Annotated in this window: 16 protein-coding genes; 9 read left to right on the top strand and 7 right to left on the bottom strand. The window is 65.8% G+C overall.

Annotated elements, in window-relative coordinates:
- Positions 1–187: 187 nt before the first annotated feature.
- The 3 genes from XI05_RS20425 (at position 188) to XI05_RS20415 (ending at position 3,349) form a co-directional block, all read left to right on the top strand.
- Complete coding sequence (locus XI05_RS20425) at positions 188–1,165, top strand: tripartite tricarboxylate transporter substrate binding protein (RefSeq protein ID WP_172788886.1); 978 nt, start codon at positions 188–190, stop codon at positions 1,163–1,165.
- Between the two features lie 185 nt (positions 1,166–1,350).
- Positions 1,351–1,836, top strand: a complete 486-nt coding sequence (locus XI05_RS20420; RefSeq protein WP_172788887.1) for a tripartite tricarboxylate transporter TctB family protein — start codon at positions 1,351–1,353, stop codon at positions 1,834–1,836.
- 4 nt (positions 1,837–1,840) lie between these two features.
- Positions 1,841–3,349: a tripartite tricarboxylate transporter permease gene (locus tag XI05_RS20415; protein ID WP_271505084.1), complete on the top strand. Its 1,509-nt coding sequence runs from the start codon at positions 1,841–1,843 to the stop codon at positions 3,347–3,349.
- A 106-nt stretch (positions 3,350–3,455) separates the two neighbouring features.
- Here the strand turns inward: XI05_RS20415 and XI05_RS20410 are convergent, their stop codons facing one another.
- On the bottom strand, positions 3,456–5,150 hold the full coding sequence (locus XI05_RS20410) for a bifunctional diguanylate cyclase/phosphodiesterase (protein WP_271505083.1): 1,695 nt from the start codon (positions 5,148–5,150) through the stop codon (positions 3,456–3,458).
- Positions 5,151–5,371: 221 nt separating this feature from the next.
- On the opposite strand from XI05_RS20410, the gene XI05_RS20405 reads away from it, so the two are divergent.
- Positions 5,372–5,632, top strand: coding sequence for a hypothetical protein (locus tag XI05_RS20405; RefSeq protein WP_271505082.1), 261 nt, complete (start codon positions 5,372–5,374; stop codon positions 5,630–5,632).
- 6 nt (positions 5,633–5,638) lie between these two features.
- Here the strand turns inward: XI05_RS20405 and XI05_RS20400 are convergent, their stop codons facing one another.
- From XI05_RS20400 to mtgA, 3 genes are all read right to left on the bottom strand, one after another.
- The gene (locus XI05_RS20400) at positions 5,639–6,289 is read right to left on the bottom strand and encodes a hypothetical protein (protein ID WP_271505080.1); all 651 of its coding nucleotides are present in this window, start codon (positions 6,287–6,289) and stop codon (positions 5,639–5,641) included.
- Between the two features lie 140 nt (positions 6,290–6,429).
- The gene (rpmF, locus tag XI05_RS20395; RefSeq protein ID WP_007598106.1) at positions 6,430–6,612 is read right to left on the bottom strand and encodes a 50S ribosomal protein L32; all 183 of its coding nucleotides are present in this window, start codon (positions 6,610–6,612) and stop codon (positions 6,430–6,432) included.
- A 169-nt stretch (positions 6,613–6,781) separates the two neighbouring features.
- Positions 6,782–7,456 (bottom strand): monofunctional biosynthetic peptidoglycan transglycosylase, encoded by a 675-nt coding sequence (gene mtgA, locus XI05_RS20390; RefSeq protein ID WP_271505078.1) that lies wholly within the window; start codon positions 7,454–7,456, stop codon positions 6,782–6,784.
- Between the two features lie 161 nt (positions 7,457–7,617).
- On the opposite strand from mtgA, the gene XI05_RS20385 reads away from it, so the two are divergent.
- Complete coding sequence (locus tag XI05_RS20385; RefSeq protein ID WP_271505077.1) at positions 7,618–8,541, top strand: polyprenyl synthetase family protein; 924 nt, start codon at positions 7,618–7,620, stop codon at positions 8,539–8,541.
- Between the two features lie 170 nt (positions 8,542–8,711).
- On the top strand, positions 8,712–9,395 hold the full coding sequence (locus XI05_RS20380; protein ID WP_271505075.1) for a DUF1345 domain-containing protein: 684 nt from the start codon (positions 8,712–8,714) through the stop codon (positions 9,393–9,395).
- Between the two features lie 39 nt (positions 9,396–9,434).
- On the opposite strand, the gene XI05_RS20375 is transcribed toward XI05_RS20380, so the two are convergent.
- Together XI05_RS20375 and XI05_RS20370 are read right to left on the bottom strand one after the other, a co-directional pair.
- The gene (locus XI05_RS20375; RefSeq protein ID WP_271505073.1) at positions 9,435–11,219 is read right to left on the bottom strand and encodes a caspase family protein; all 1,785 of its coding nucleotides are present in this window, start codon (positions 11,217–11,219) and stop codon (positions 9,435–9,437) included.
- A gap of 182 nt (positions 11,220–11,401) precedes the next feature.
- Positions 11,402–11,830, bottom strand: coding sequence for a GFA family protein (locus XI05_RS20370; protein WP_271505203.1), 429 nt, complete (start codon positions 11,828–11,830; stop codon positions 11,402–11,404).
- Positions 11,831–11,924: 94 nt separating this feature from the next.
- Between XI05_RS20370 and XI05_RS20365 the strand changes: the two genes are divergently transcribed.
- The 3 genes from XI05_RS20365 to XI05_RS20355 all read left to right on the top strand — a co-directional run bounded on the left by XI05_RS20365 (position 11,925) and on the right by XI05_RS20355 (position 15,037).
- On the top strand, positions 11,925–12,299 hold the full coding sequence (locus tag XI05_RS20365) for a nuclear transport factor 2 family protein (RefSeq protein ID WP_036038516.1): 375 nt from the start codon (positions 11,925–11,927) through the stop codon (positions 12,297–12,299).
- 225 nt (positions 12,300–12,524) lie between these two features.
- Entirely contained in the window at positions 12,525–13,382 is an 858-nt protein-coding gene (bla, locus tag XI05_RS20360; protein ID WP_271505071.1) for a class A beta-lactamase, read from the top strand.
- 47 nt (positions 13,383–13,429) lie between these two features.
- Positions 13,430–15,037, top strand: a complete 1,608-nt coding sequence (locus XI05_RS20355) for a Na+/H+ antiporter (RefSeq protein ID WP_172788897.1) — start codon at positions 13,430–13,432, stop codon at positions 15,035–15,037.
- Positions 15,038–15,143: 106 nt separating this feature from the next.
- On the opposite strand, the gene XI05_RS20350 is transcribed toward XI05_RS20355, so the two are convergent.
- The gene (locus XI05_RS20350; protein WP_271505069.1) at positions 15,144–15,959 is read right to left on the bottom strand and encodes an N-acetylmuramoyl-L-alanine amidase; all 816 of its coding nucleotides are present in this window, start codon (positions 15,957–15,959) and stop codon (positions 15,144–15,146) included.
- Positions 15,960–16,159 lie beyond the last annotated feature (200 nt).

Here is a 16,159-nt window from a genome sequence, read left to right as displayed (position 1 = left end):
TCCGTCGCTCGGCACGCGGCCAAACGACCAATTGTCGCATCTGTCGGCTCTGTCGGCGTTAGCTGACCGACGGCCGCGCAGCGATGCGCGCAATGCGCTTTTCTTCTCCGTCAAATTCAGGAACAATCGCCCTCACAAGAACGAGAGACGGCGGTCCCAGAGAGGCCGCCGCGAGGGAGGCGTTTCGATGTCGGGTTACGGGCTGAAGACGATTGCATTTGCCGCGGCGCACGCCGTCATGGGCGCGTTGCTCTCCACTGCGGTCAATGCGCAGGACTATCCGACGAAGCCGATCACGTTGATCGTGCCGTGGCCGGCCGGCGGATCGACCGATATCTCGATGCGCGCGATTGCCGACAGCGCCTCGAAGGTGCTGGGGCAGCCGATCGTGATCGACAACAAGGCGGGCGGCGGCGGCACGGTCGGACCGGCGACGATGGCGGCGGCGGCGAAGCCGGACGGCTATACCATCTCGCAGATCCCGATCACCGTGTTCCGCCTACCCTTGATGCAGGAGGTGTCGTGGGATCCGGCAAAGGATTTCACCTATATCGTCCATCTCACCGGCTACACTTTCGGCGTGACCACCAGCGCGGAGTCGCAGTTCAAGAGCTGGAAGGACGTGGTGGAGTTCGCAAAGGCCAATCCGGGCAAGGTGACCTATGCCACGCCCGGCGCCGGCACCTCGCTGCATATCGGCATGGAGCAGATCGCCGGAATGTCCGGCATCAAGCTGACGCAGGTCCCCTTCAAGGGCGGCGCGGAGACCAACGCCGCCGTGCTGGGGCAGCACACCATGCTGCAAGCGGACTCCACGGGATGGCGGCCGCTGGTCGACGCCGGCAAGCTGCGGCTCTTGATGGTGTGGACCGGCGCACGCTCGCCGAACTATCCCGACGTGCCGACGCTGAAGGAGCTCGGCTATCCCATGGTGTATGATTCGCCGTTCGGCATTGCGGGGCCGAAGGGGATGGATCCCAAGATCGTCGCCAAGCTGCACGATGCCTTCAAGAAGGCGGTCGAGGATCCCGCGGTGATCGCCACGCTCGCCAAATACGACATGGTGCCGAACTACAAGAACACCGAGGACTACAAGAAATTCGTCGTCGAGGTCACGGAGTCCGAACGCAAGGTGATCGAGACGCTCGGGCTTGCGAAGAAGTAAAAAGCCAAGCCATCTGCGTGTCCCGGACGCGGTGCAGCGCTTCTTCAGCGATGCACCGCAGAGCCGGGACCCACCTTGCCACGAACCACAGGACCCCGGATCTGCAGCGCACCACCATAGCACGTCGAAGACGTGCGTGAACGCACTTATGGTGTTGCGCTGCGTCCGGGGCACGAGAGGAAGCAATGACCAACCCAACCAACGTCAAGCTCCGCCTCAGCAACTCCGAACTCTGGGGCGGGCTGATCGGGCTCGCGCTCGGCGGCTTCGTGATCTGGTCGGGCTTGAAGCTCAAGCTCGGCACCATCAACGATCCCGGCTCCGGCTATGTGCTGTTCTACACGGGCATCCTGATGTGCGTGTTCGCAGGCGCCATCATCGTCTCGGCGATCACCGAGGGCGGGCCGACGCTGGCCTCGCGCTGGGAGAACGCGCGCTGGAGCAAGCCGCTTGTCCTCATCGCCTGCCTCACCGCATTCGCCTTCGCACTGGAGCCACTGGGATTCCTGCTGTCGTCGATCCCGCTGATGCTGCTGCTGTTGCGGCTGATCGATCCGGTGCGCTGGACGCTGGCGATCCCGATCGCCGTGCTGGTGCCATCAGGCATGTGGTGGGTGCTCAAGCGGCTGCTGTTGATCCAGTTGCCGTCCGGCCTGTTCGGGATCGGTTGACCCCATGGATACGCTTCTCAACGTGGCACATGGATTCGGCGTCGCGCTGCTGCCGATCAACCTGCTCTACTGCTTCATCGGCGTCTTCATCGGCACGCTGGTCGGCGTGCTGCCCGGCATCGGCCCGATCTCGGCGATGTCGCTGCTGTTGCCGGTGACGCTGTCGGGCACGCCGGAATCCGGCATCATCATGATGGCCGGCATCTATTACGGCTCGATGTATGGCGGCTCGACCACCTCGATCCTGGTCAACATCCCCGGCGAGGCCGCTTCCGTCGTCACCTGCATCGACGGCCACCAGATGGCGAAGCAGGGCCGCGCGGGCCCCGCGCTCGGCATCGCCGCGTTCGGCTCCTTCGTCGCCGGCACGTTTGCGCTGATTGCCTTGATGCTGGTGGCGCCGAAGCTTGCCAGCCTCGCCATTGCCTTCGGCCCGGCCGAGTATTTCAGCCTGATGGTGCTCGGCCTCGTCGTGCTCACCTTCCTCACCCAGGGATCGATGCCGAAGGCGCTGCTGATGGCGTGCATCGGCGTCGTGCTCGGGCTGATCGGGCTCGACAGCATCACCGCGCAGCCGCGGCTGACCTTCGGCCGCATGGAGCTGATCGACGGCATCGGCCTCGTGCCCGTGGTGATGGGCCTGTTCGGCGTCGCCGAGGTGCTGCTCAACACCGAGCAGGCGATCACGCGCGACGTCATCAACACCAGGATCACCCATCTCCTGCCCAGCAAAGAGGACTGGAAGGTGAGCGCAGGCCCGGTCGGCCGCGGCACCATCCTCGGCTTTTTCCTCGGTATCCTGCCGGGCGGCGGCGCGGTGGTGGCGTCATTCGCCTCCTACGCGCTGGAGAAGCGGCTGTCGAAGACCCCTGAAAGGTTCGGCCACGGCGCGATCGAGGGCGTCGCCGGGCCGGAATCGGCCAACAACGCCGCGGCGGGCGGCGCCTTCATTCCCCTGATGACGCTCGGCATTCCGCCGAACGTGGTGATGGCGCTGCTGCTCGGGGCCTTCGTCATTCACGGCCTGCAGCCGGGGCCGCTGCTGATCACGCAAAACCCCGGCCTGTTCTGGGGCATCGTCGCCAGCATGTATATCGGCAACGTCATGCTGCTGATCCTGAACCTGCCGATGATCGGCATGTGGGTGCAGCTGCTCAAGCTGCCCTACAACATCCTGTTCCCCCTGATCATCCTGTTCACGATCCTCGGCGTCTACTGCTCCAGCAACAACGTGTTCGACGTCTATGTGATGATCGCGTTCGGGATCATCGGCTATTTCATGCGCAAGCTCGGCTACGAGCCGGCGCCGCTGGTGCTGGCCTTCGTGCTCGGTCCGATGATGGAGAACAATCTGCGCAAGTCGCTGATCCTGTCGCAGGGCGATCTCTGGACCTTCGTGCAGCGGCCGATCTCGGGCGCTTGTCTCGCGCTTGCCCTGGTGCTGCTGATCGCGCCGCTGCTGCCGTCGCTGCGCAAGAAGCGCGAGCTGGTGGCGCTGGACGAGGGGGCGTGAAGAGATCTCGTAGGGTGGGCAAAGGCGCGCTTGCGCCGTACCCACCATCTTTCCAACGATTCAGCAGGATGGTGGGCACGCTTCGCTTTGCCCACCCTACAGCATCTCAGCTCGCCGCAGGCAGCGCGCTGTCCGACGGCAGGCCCCACGGGCGCTCCACTGCCGCCAGCCCGATCAGGCGGCCCTGGATGTAGTCGCAGCCCCAGTCGCGCAGCATGTTTGCGGCCTCTTCATCCTGCACCCATTCAGCGACGGTCTTGATGTCGAGACGGCGGGCGAGGTCGATCAGGGTCTGCACGAAGGCGCGGTCGTCGGCGGAACGGGTGATGTTCTGCACGAAGGCGCCGTCGATCTTGACGATATCCACGCCGAGCTTGCGCAGATTGCGAAACGAAGTGTATCCGGCGCCGAAATCGTCGATGGCGATGCGGCTGCCGAAATGCTTCAGGCGGCTGACGAAGGCGCGAACCTCGTCGATGTCCTGGATCGCGACCGTCTCGGTGATCTCGATGATCAGCCGCTCGGCGACACCGGGATGAGCCAGCATCAGCGATTCGATTCCCGCCCACCAATCCGGATCCATCGTCGTATCCGGCGAGATGTTGAGGCTGAGACAGATGTCGGGCGCCGCCGCGAGCTCGGCGACGACGAGCTCGAGCACCCGGTGATCGACCAGGCGGATCAGGCCGAGCCGTTCGGCGACCGGCACGATGTCGGGCGCGAGCAGCACCTGGCCGTCGCCCTGGTCCATCCGCACCAGGCATTCATGGAATGCGCGCTCGCGCGAGACGGCCGAGACGACGGGCTCATAGGCGAGCCTGATGCGTCGCTCGTTGAGCGCGGTGACGATCTCGTCGGTGACGCGAATGTTGACGCGGCGCTGCGCGTCGCGCGCGGCATCCGGACGCCAGGATGCGAAGGAGCCGGCGCGGCGGCGCTTGGCGGCGTCCAGCGTCTCATGGGCGCGGTTGACGGCCTCGTCGGTGTTGCGCGCATAGCGCGGCAGGCTGACGGCGCCGATCGAGGCGGTGACCGAGACCGGACCGGACTTGGTCGGCACCACCTCGTCGCGGATACCGGCGAGGAAGCGCTCGGCAGCCACATTCATGTCGTCGACGGTGCAGTTCTTCAGGATCAGGCCGAACTTGTTGCCGGAGAAGCGCCCGAGCACGTCGCCGCCGCGCAGGCGCGCGCGAATGCGCTTGGCGATGTCGAGGATCACGGCATCGGCAACGTCGAAGCCGAAGGCATCGTTGACGCGGGCGAGATGATCGATGCCGACCAGCATGAAGGCGGCGGTCGAGCGAAAGCGGGCCGTCTCCTCGATCGCCTCGGCCAGCGCCGCGATCAGATGCGAGCGGTTGAGCTCGCCGGTCAGCGGATCGAGCCGGGCCAGCCTGCTCAATTCCTCGTCGCGGGCGTGGCGCTCATTGTTGATGCGGACGGAGCCGATCGCACGGGTGGGACGGCCGTCGGGGCCCGCGAACCAGCGGCCGGTCTCCTCGATCCAGATCACGGGATCGGAGGCGCTCATGCGCACGCCGTACTCGACCCGGTAGGGCGTGCCGTCGGCGCCGTGCACCGGGGACGTCAGCGCCAGCGCGGCCGTCCGCAGCGTTTGCGCGGGCTCGATCAGCTTGGCGAACTCGGCGCCGGTCGCGAGCCGCTCGGCGGGAATGCCGGGGAAGACGGCGCTGACCTGCTCACCCCAGACGATGGCATCGCTGGCGATGTCCCAGGCGAACACGGCCTGGCCGAGCGCGGCGAGGATGTCGGAGGCTTGCGGCAATGCAGGGGTCAAAGTCGCCTCGATTCGGGACAGTGGAGAAGTCCTCTGTCGGCACAGAATAGAGCCAGATTCGCTCCCGACCCTAGGCAAAGTTGATAAACAATTTGGAAACCACGTTTCCGAAGGCGTCGGAACCAAACCGGCGCGGGCGGCATAGGCCTTGCGAGTACATGACTCGCACCGGCGTCAGCGTCCCGAAACGCGACAATTTCGCCGGATCAACGGTGATTGCGATGTTGAGTACTGATCGATCGGACGCGGCGGACGACGGCACAGGCACGGCCCTGGTGCCGCTGATGCCGACGTTGCGGTGGGTCCGCAAGGCGTCGCTGCCGCGCCCCGATCCCAGCTTCATCACACAATTGATCGCCAATGCCGAGCAGCTGCCGCAAACGAGCCGGCTCCGCCGCGCCTCCTCCGAGGATGCGCTGATGGCCTATGGCAGCAAGCAACCGCTGCCAAGCGTCAGTTCGCGCACACGGCAGGTGGCTTGAGACCGATCAGCGCGGCGGCGTGTCGGAAGACTGCGTGCCGTTACCCGGCTGCAGCTGCGGCGAGGGAATTTCCGGCGAAGGCGCGCCCTGCACGGGCTTGGGCGCCGGGTGATCCATCAGCACGGATTCAGCGACGGATTGCGCCGACGGGGCGGGCGGCACCGCCGGTGCCGGCTGCGGCGCGATCACCGGCTCGAACGTGCGCTCGGACTCCACATCTTCCGCGGGCGCTTCGGCCCTGCGCTTGGCCTTGCGCGGCGCCGGCACCGTCGTCTCGGCGACATAGGTGACGCGACGGCGCGTGCGCTGGGCAATGCCGCCGAGGAAATCGGCCATCGCCAGCAGCACCAGCAGGAAATAGGTGGAGTTGCCGAATTTGGGCCACATCACGAATTCGGCGGCGGCCGCGCCGAAGATGATCAGCGACAGCAAATGGTCCATCAGGAACTTCGAGCCCGGCCGCGCGCCCTTGACCACCTCGAGCAGCAGCAGCACGACGCCGAGCGCCAGCAGGAGATCGGCGAGCGTGACCGGCCAGGCCTCGCCCGTAATCATCGGCACCTTGAACAGCACGTCCGAGAAGGACACGCTGGGCATCAGGAAGGCGATGATGTTGTACACCGCGAGCGGAATCAGAAGCAGCGGGAAACCGACCATCGGCGAGATGCCTTCTCGATCAAGATATCCGGACAGAACAATGCAGCGGCGAAGCATTCGCTCCGCCGCCGTCACCGTCTATCTCATGGGTTGGCCGAAATCGGGCGGGTCCGATCTCCCGCCCGAGAAAGATCCTGGCTTCAGGACTCTTTCTTCTTCAGGACCTGGCGGCCCTTGTACATGCCGGTCTTGAGGTCGAGATGGTGCGGACGACGGAGCTCGCCGGAGTCCTTGTCTTCCACATAGGTCGGCTTCTTGATGGCGTCCGCCGAGCGGCGCATGCCACGGCGCGACGGCGAGGTTTTTCTTCTCGGAACGGCCATTTCAATATCCTCTAGGGATTGGTGTCATCAGGGCATCGTCCGCGAAGGGACGGCTCAGCACCCGCAATACGAGGCGAGCTGAATGCCGATCAAGGCCGCGCTTATAGAGGAAGGCTGGCCGTAAAGCTAGGCTCTTGGGCCGGAAAATGCGCCCGGAACGGGCCAAAAATCAGCGATTTTCGCGCCAGCAGGTCGCAAGCGAGCTTGCCTGCCCCCGCGCCATATAGGTGGCTGCCAGCCGCCAGACACCCGGTCCCGGGGTCCGGGCGCTGCGTTTGACCGGATTCGGCAGGATCGAGGCCAGAAGTGCCGCCTCGCGGGGCGAGAGGCTTTCGGCCGACTTGCCGAAGGCATAGGCGCTGGCCGCCTCGACCCCGAACTGCCCCTGCGGGCCGAGCTCGGCGATGTTGAGGTAGATTTCGAGAATCCGCTGCTTGGGCAGGACGAGGTCAATCCAAAGCGCCAGCGGGAATTCGAGCGCCTTGCGGACGAAATCGCGCCCCTGCCACAGGAACAGGTTCTTCGCCAACTGCTGGGTAATGGTGGAGGCGCCCCGGAAGGCGGTGCCGTCCTCCCTGGCGTCGTCGATCGCCTCGCGCAGCGCGCCCCAGTCGATGCCGTGATGCTTGCAGAAATGGGCATCCTCGGCCGCCACCACCGCGCGCGGCAGAGAGGGCGACATTTCGGCGAGATCGATCCACTCCCGCTGCATCGGCGCGCCCCGCAAGCTGCGCCAGGCCATCAGCGTCGAAACAGGGTGGCCGGTGCGGTAGAACGGCGCGATCGCATAAGGCGCGAGGACCACGACCGCGAGCACCACCAGCAGGATTTTGACGATGCGCAAATCGACCTTTCCGGTGCAAACTGAAGAGCGGCCACGGGCTGGAGCATTAAGTCTGTGATAATTCGGGCCTTTTCCAGCACTTTTTAGGCCTTCCAAACGATTGACTGGGGCGGGCGCATAAAGGATTGTCCCGCCGAATTTTAGTCCTGGAGCCCCTCTTGATGACCGGCACGTCCCCGTCCGATTTCGCCAAACGTCTGGACAAGACCGCTGATGACACCGAAGCCCTGCTCGGGCGCCTGCTGTCGGACGACATCCTGCACGACGAAATCGCCCGGCCAAAGCGACTGATGGACGCAATGCGCTATTCGAGCCTGAACGGCGGCAAGCGCCTGCGGCCGTTCCTGGTGGTGGAGAGCGCCGCCGTGTTCGGCGTGCCGCGCGAGGCGGCCCTGCTCGTGGGCGCCGCGCTGGAATGCATCCACTGCTATTCGCTGATCCATGACGACCTGCCGGCGATGGACAATTCGGACCTGCGCCGCGGCCGCCCCACCCTGCACAAGCAGACCGACGACGCCACCGCGATCCTCGCCGGCGACGGCCTTCTGACCCTCGCGTTCGATATCATCACCCGCGACGAGGTCCATCGCGACGCCAATGTGCGGCTGCTCTTGACGCGTGCGCTGGCGCGCTGCGCCGGCATCGGCGGCATGGTCGGCGGCCAGATCCTCGATCTCGCCGGCGAAGGCCGGTTTGGCGGCAACGAGCCGATCGACGTCGCCCGTATCCAGCAGATGAAGACCGGCGCGCTGCTGCGCTATGGCTGCATCGCCGGCGCAATTCTCGGCCAGGCCTCGAAGGCGGAATATCAGGCGCTCGACGATTACGGGCGCGCGCTCGGCGAAGCCTTCCAGATCGCCGACGATCTGCTCGACGTCGAGGGCGATGCGGCCGCGCTCGGCAAGCCGGCCGGTGCCGATGCCGCGCTCGGCAAGACCACCTTCGTGACCCAGCTCGGGATCGAAGGCGCCAAGCAGCGCGTGCGTGACCTGCTTGCGCGCGCCGACAGCGCCGTCTCGATCTTCGGCGACCGCGCCGCCGTGCTGCAGGCCGCCGCGCGCTTCGTCGCCGAGCGGAAGAGCTGACGCAGCAGGGTTTTCACCTCTCCCGCTTGCGGGAGAGGTCGGCGCGAAGCGCCGGGTGAGGGCTCTTTCCTCTTGGGGGTTCTCGCCTATGGAGACACCCTCTCCCCAACCCTCCCCCGCAAGCGGGGGAGGGAGCGCACCTCCGATGCCGCTCACACCGGACGATCCGCATGGAAAAGGAAGATCCCGTCCTCGTCCGCTTCCGCCAGATGTCGCGGCCGATGCGGCTGATCTATGCGCGGCCACGGACCTTCATTGCGCTCGCGATCGGCATCCTGGTCTGCCTGCTGCTGCCGGGGACTTATCGGCTGGTGACGCGGCTCCTGCTCGGCTGGGACGCGCTGATCGCCGTGTATCTGGTGCTGGTCTACACGATGATGCTGTGCAACGACCATCAGCACATTCGCCGCGCCGCCGCGATGCAGGACGACGGCCGCTTCGTGATCCTGCTGGTGACGGCGACCGGCGCCTTCGCCAGCATCGCGGCGATCGTAGCCGAACTCGGCACGCCGCATCGCGGCGCGCTGGAGCTGAGCATCGCGGTCACCACGATCACGCTGTCGTGGGCCGCCGTGCACACCACCTTCGCGCTGCATTACGCGCACGACTATTACCGCAGCGCCAAGCCAGGCGGCCTGCAATTCCCGAGCGGCGAGAAGGAAGACCACGCCGACTATTGGGATTTCGTCTACTTCTCGTTCGTGATCGGCATGACCGCGCAGGTCTCCGACGTCGGCATCACCGACAAGACCATCCGCCGCACGGCCACCGCGCACGGCATCGTCTCGTTCATCTACAACACGGCTCTGCTCGCGCTGACGGTCAACATCGCAGCAAGCGCGATCGCGACCTGATCCCGGCTTCGCCGAGACGATGTCGCGGAAACAACGCGTTCAGTTGCAGACCTCGTAATTCGCATCATTGTGAGGGCCGCCGCCGCCCCGATAGGCGAGGCGACAACCGGGCCTGACCGGCCGACAGAGCAGAGCATTGCAAAAGATCTGACCGCTGCCGCTCGAGGCACGGCCCGCGCCAGCCGCCGCAGCTGCACCGTAGCCGCCAGCTGTAGCACGGGCCCGCTGCCGTGCCGGGCGGTCCTCGCCGTCGTCGCGCCGCGAGGTCGCGGGCTTTGACGCGGGCTTGGCGGCGCGCTTCTTCTCGCATTCATTGTCGTCGTTCAGCACGTAGCCGTCGCCGCAAACGATCCTGGTACACTTGTCGCCTTCGGCCTTGAAACCGTGCTCGCAGACCAGCGGGCAGACCCGCGACGGCTTGGCCTTGACTGCATCGAGCGCGTCGGTGCTCGCCACCTTCACGTCGAGCTTGGTGCCGGCATAGCGGTTGAACTGCGACAGCGACCGCTGCGAGGACGTATTCCAATTGCCGTCGGCCTGCCCGGAGAAACAGCCGACGCGGCCGAGCTCGGTCTGCACCGAGCGGTTGAGGTCGGCCGGCGCGGTCGCCGGGGTCAGCGCGGCAACGTTGGTGCCGGCAGCGCTCGCGGCCGGCGCAGCGCTCGGCGCTGTCGCCGCGAGATTGACGCGCTGTTGCTCGGCGGCGGCGGCCTGCTGCTGCGCCTGTTCCTTGGCCTTCTGCGCGGCAAGCTGCGCCTGCTCGGCGGCCTTGGCATCGGCCGCGGCCTTGGCTTGCGCATCCTTCTGCGCGCCGAGCGCAGCAAGGCGGTCGCGCTCCGCCTCGGCCTGCTTGGCCTTCTCGATCGCCGCCGCATGCGCCCGCTCGGCGCCGATCTTCTCGAGCTGGAGCTTGGCGAGGCTCGCATAGAAGCCGTCGGGATGCTGGGCGAGGAAGGCTTCCCACGCCGGCCGGTTGCCGACCTGGAGCGCAAGCTCGTAGTCTCGGCGGATGTCGGACTGGGGATTGACCACGGGCGGCGCCGGCGCCAGCTTGACCGGCACCAGCGGCACATCCTCGCCGCCGAGCGAGCCGTAGACGAACGGCTCCTGCTTGTTGCCGGTCGACTTCAGCACGTCGTCGCGCACGAAGCCGAAGGCGCGGCGGACGTCGAGGCCCGGCGTCGTCAGATGCTTCGACAGCGCGATGGTGAACGGGCTGTTGGCACCGTCGCCGTCCTGCGCGGTGAAGCCGGCCTTGGCCGAATAGGCGATCAGCGTGTTGGGGCTGGTCGGCTCGACCTGCGCGAGGCCGCGGCCGATGCCGCGCGAGGCAACCGTGCGCTTCATCCTCTTGCTGAACGGATTGTCGCGGCAGGCATCGAGGATCACCAGACGCAACTGCTTGGCAGGCTCGACCGCAACCAGGACACGGTCGAGCGAGAGCGCCTCGTCATAGACGTCGGTGTCGCGCTCGAGCTTGGCATCCACCGGAATCAGATAGTTCGAGCCGTCGACCTCGATGCCGTGGCCGGCGTAGTAGACCACGGCGATATCGGCATCGCGGGTCGCGTCGGCGAAGTCGCGCAGCACGCGCCGCGTGTCCAGCGCCGACAGATCGTGCCGGGAATCGACGACGTCGAAACCGGCCTCCTTCAGCGTCTTGGCCATCACCGACCCGTCATTGACGGGATTGGAGAGCGAGGCCGCGTGTTGATAGGCCGAATTGGCCAGCACCAGCGCCACGCGCTTTCCGGCAAAAGCAGGCCCGGCGCCGAACATCAGGCCGAGGGCGACGAGAAGCGGACAAAGTCTGAGCAAGCGCATGACACGACTTCCGATAGTTCCGGGCCATCAGGCCCTTTGGGGCCGCTTTAGCAACATCCAGCGCCGACACTTGTGATGGAGGTCACGAACGGGACCCCGACGACAGGCCGGACGCCCTCTTTTGTTTGTCGCGCCAGCGCTGTCGCGGTTCGCCGACGAGCGGCGGCGCGGGCCGGGTTCCGTCAGACAACCCCGATGTGCTCCCGATATTGCGGCAGATCGTCCGTGATTTCATGCCAGGGCGCCTTCGAGCCGACGAAAATATGGGCGCTCGGCCGGATCGAGGGAGCATCGACCAGGGTTCCCATGGCGACATGGACCCACTCTCCTTCTCGGACCCGGGAATAGAGCAGCGAGCCGCAGCGGCCACAATGCGCGTCATGGGTGGTGTCGTCGCCGACAATCAGCCAGAGGTCGCCACCTCTGACAATGCGGAGCCTGTCCTGCCGGATGCCGGCGAACGGCTTGAAGGCCGCGCCGGTGGTGCGTCGGCAGTTCGAGCAGTGGCAGTTCATCGCATAGGAGAATGCATCGGCCACCTCGAAGCGCACAGCGCGGCAATAGCATTCGCCGACAAGGATGCGAGCGTTCGAATTTTTTGATTCTGTCATCGTGACGCCTTCGCGCAAATCGCTGACACACCCATAGCGCATTTTGACATGTATGACTAAGTTGGCCCGAAGCCATCATGCAAAGGAACGATCCATGAGCCAGGACCGGTCGAGCGTCGAAGCCGTCGTGCAATCCTATTTTGACGGACTTTACGAGGGCAACGCCGACAAGCTCGGCGCCATCTTCCATCCCTCCGCCGATCTGCGCTGGGTCGAGAAGGGCGAGCTCCAGGTTCTGACCGTGCCGGACTGGCTCGACCGCGTGCGCAAGCGCGCCTCGGCGAAGGCCGAAGGCAAGCCGCGCGAGGACTTCATCGTCACCATCGACCGCTCAGACGACAAGACCGCCTTCATCAAGGTGCGCTGCCAGCTGCCGCCGCGCTACTTCACCGATTATCTGGTGGCGATGAAGCTCGCCGACGGCTGGCAGATCGTGTCGAAGTCGTACAGGTATGATCTGCGGGAGTGAGGGGCAAAACCTTCCGCTGCCCGAAATCGGACGCACTCGCTCTCCAATTCTCCGTCATTGCGAGCGCAGGTCTCGCCGCGTCATTGCGAGGAGCCCTTGCGACGAAGCAATCCAGAATCCCTCCGCGGAGACGGACTGGATTGCTTCGTCGCTTCGCTCCTCGCAATGACGACGTGGATGCGGCGTCAGCTCCATCTCCAACCCCCACTCACCTGGAAATCCCCCATGCTGCTCGACCGCCGTTCCCTGCTCGCTTCGCTCTGCTGGATGGCCGCCTCTCCCGTGCTGGCCGCGGAGGCACTGCCGGAATTCGAAGCCTATGAACGCGAGAGCGGCGGGCGGATCGGGGTCTATGCCGAAAATCTCGCGACCGGCGCGAAGCTCGCCTGGCGCGCCGACGAACGGTTCGTAATGTGCTCGACGTTCAAGGCGTCGCTCGCAGCTAACGTTCTGGCGCGGGTCGATCGCGGCGAGGAGCAGCTCGCGGCCATGATCCCCTATGGCCAGGCGGATCTGCTGGAATACGCACCTGTGGCGCGGGAAAATCTCGCGGCCGGCAAGATGTCGGTCGGTGAGATGTGCAAGGCCATCGTCGAGCTCAGCGACAACACCTGCGCCAATCTGCTGCTGGCGCGGATCGGCGGCCCCGCCGCGCTGACCGCATTCTGGCGGTCGCTCGGCGATGCCACCTCGCGGCTCGACCACAACGAGCCCGAGCTCAACCGCTCGCAGCCCGGCGATCCCAAGGACACCACGACGCCGGCGGCGATGGCTGGAAATTTGCGGCGGCTGGTCACGGGCGAGGCGCTGTCGCCGGCCTCGCGTGCCCTGCTCACCGAATGGATGGTGAACTGCAAGACCGGCGCAAACCGGCTGCGTGGCGGACTCCCCGCAGGCTGGAAGATCGGCGACAAGACCGGCAACAACGGCAAGGACGCCTCGGGCGATATCGCGGTCGCCTGGCCGAAGCCGGACACGCCGATCTTGATCGCGGCCTATACCCAGGGCGGTGCGCCGAGCGCGGCGCAGATCGCGACGGCGTTCGCGCGGATTGGACGGATGGTGGCCGAGCGGCTGGCGTGAGCCGCGCATTGACGTAGCCGCCGCTTCCGGGTCAAGACAGACCCATCATGGAAGCGAAGTTTCAAATCTTTCTCATCCTGCTGGCCGTGCTGGCAGGCGTGGCACTGGCCGCACGACGCTTCAACGTCGCTCCTGCCATCCTGCTGATGCTGGCAGGCGTCGGCCTCGCCTTCGTGCCGGGCATGCCGTCGGTGGAGCTGCCGCCGGAGCTGGTGCTGCTGGTGGTGCTGCCACCACTGATCTACTCGGCCAGCGTCGCGATGAGCTGGCGCGAATTCAAGAAGAACCTGCGTCCGATCGTGCTGCTCGCGGTCGGCGCCGTGATCTTCACCACGGCGATGGTGGCGGCCGCCACGCACTACATGATCGGCCTGCCCTGGACCGTCGGCTTCCTGCTCGGGGCCATCGTCGCGCCGCCCGACGTGGTGGCGCCGCTCGCGATCGCGCGCCGGCTGAACATGCCGCGCCGTATCCTGGTCGTGCTCGAAGGCGAAGGTCTCGCCAACGACGCCACCGCGCTGATCCTCTACCGCTTCGCGCTTGCGGCCATCATGGTCGGACATTTCTCGCTGCCGCTCGCGGCCGGCGAGTTCCTCCTCATCGTCGCCGGCGAGATCGCCTTCGGCATCGGCGTCGGCTGGCTGTCCCTTCGCTTCCGCAAATGGTCCGGGGATCCGCAGGTCGAGCTGACGCTGTCGCTGATTACGCCCTATGTCTCGTACTGGCTGCCCGAGCACGTCGGCGGCTCCGGCGTGATCGCAACCGTCGCCTGCGGGCTCTATGTCAGCTGGAACGGCCCGTTGCTGATCTCCTCGGCGACGCGCCTGCAAGGCATCTTCTTCTGGGATCTCGTGATCTACCTGATCGAGGGCATGCTGTTCCTGCTCACCGGCTTCCAGATGCGCGCCCTCTACGAGAAATCGAAGACTTTTCCGCTCGACGACATTCTCATCGCAACCGCCGTGGTCCTTGTGATCGTCGTGATCGCGCGTTTTGCCTGGCTCTATCCCGCGACCTATCTGCCGCGGATGCTGTCCAGGTCGCTCCGCGAGCGCGATCCGTCGCCGCCATGGCAATGGCCGTTCGTGCTCGCTTTCACCGGCGTACGCGGCGCAGTGTCGCTGGCCGCCGCGCTGGCGCTGCCGTTCGCGCTGCCGGATGGCGAAGCGTTTCCGTATCGCGACCTGATCCTGTTCGTCGCCTTCGGTGTCATCTTCGTGACGCTGATCGGCGTCGGCCTGACGCTGCCGCCGATCGTGCGTTGGCTCGGCGTCGCCGAGGCCGGTCGTCACGAGCATGCCGCCGAGCACGAAGCCGAGATCGCCGCGCGCCGTCAGGCGCTGGAGTCCGCGCTGAAATCACTCGACGCGCTCACCGCGGAAAAGGACATTTCCGACGAGGTGATGCGGCTGCTGCGCGCCCGTCACGACATCCGCGTCAACCAGCTCCCGGACTCGCTCGATCCCAATCACCACGACATCTCCGCCGCCGGCACCGCTCTGACCCGCGACCTGATCGCCGCCGAGCGCAAATTCATCCACAACCTGCTGCGCGACGGCCAGATCACCGACGAGACGCGGCGGCGGATCGAGCGCGACCTGGACCTGGAGGAGGCGAGCCTGGCGAACCGGGAATATCGGGGCGGGCCACTTTAGGTTCCTCGTCATTGCGAGCGCAGCGAAGCAATCCAGACTGCCGCCGCTGAGAGATTCTGGATTGCTTCGCTGCGCTCGCAATGACGGGCTGAAGCACCGGGGCCAACTACCGTCTCTCGCAAAACTCCCTCATCGCAGCGGCAACGGCGCCCGCGACGGCCTCCTGCCGCTCCGGCGAATTCATCTCCATTTCCTCGTCGCGATTGATGATCGAGCCGGCCTCGAGCAGTACGGCGGCGCTGCGCGTGCGCGACAGCACGACGAGCCCGTCATAGCGATAGACGCCGACATCCTTGTCGAGCAGCTGGCGCCGGTACCGGCCCATCACCGGCAGGCTGTATTGGCTGGCATAGTGCAGGCCCTGCTCCTTCAGCTGCTTGCCGATCATGCGGGCTAGCATCAGGCTGGTGGCAAAGTGCGGATTCTGCTGCGACACGAACAACGAGTGGCCCGAAAACCGATCGCTGAAATAGCTCGTTGCGCCGTCGAACTCCCAGGTCTCGAGCAGCTTGTCCGGCACCGAATCATGATGGACTGACAGGAACAGATCGGTGCGGCCTTCGTTCGCAGCACCGACGCGCTTGAACAGACTCGGCCGTGCCTTGCCATCCGTGACGAGCAGGCGGGTTGCGGCAAAGCCCTCGGATCTGAGCTTGGCCGCGATGAGCCGTGCAAGGCGGAAGTTGAAGCCGAACTCTGGATCATTGCGGGCGCTCAACGCACCGTAGGAGTCCGGCGTGTGGCCGACGTCCACGACGATGCGGAATTTGGGCGTCTCACATTTGGCTGGTGCGGACGACGGCTTCGGCCTGGGTCTTGCAATCTTTCGCGCGGCCGCGGCGTCGCCGGCATCGACAAGGGCGAGCGACGACAGCAGGATCGACGCGACCAGCCCGGCGATGATGCTCCGCAATTGCCCCAAGCGCTGCTCCGCTGCCGTGATCCGCGGGCGATCAACGAGCCCACGATTTGTTTTCGGGAAGATTGGCGCGGGAGTGGAAAGACGTCAACGCGAGAACGGCTTCGTAGGGTGGGCAAAGGCGCGCTCTTCGCGCGCCGTGCCCACCATCGTGTTGCGTGCGGCCGAGATGGTGGGCACGCTTCGCTTTGCCCACCCTACGG

Source organism: Bradyrhizobium sp. CCBAU 11357 (genome assembly GCF_028128865.1).
Classification (GTDB): domain Bacteria; phylum Pseudomonadota; class Alphaproteobacteria; order Rhizobiales; family Xanthobacteraceae; genus Bradyrhizobium.
Note: the sequence above shows the minus strand (reverse complement) of the source record. Positions and strands in the feature narration are given on the sequence as shown.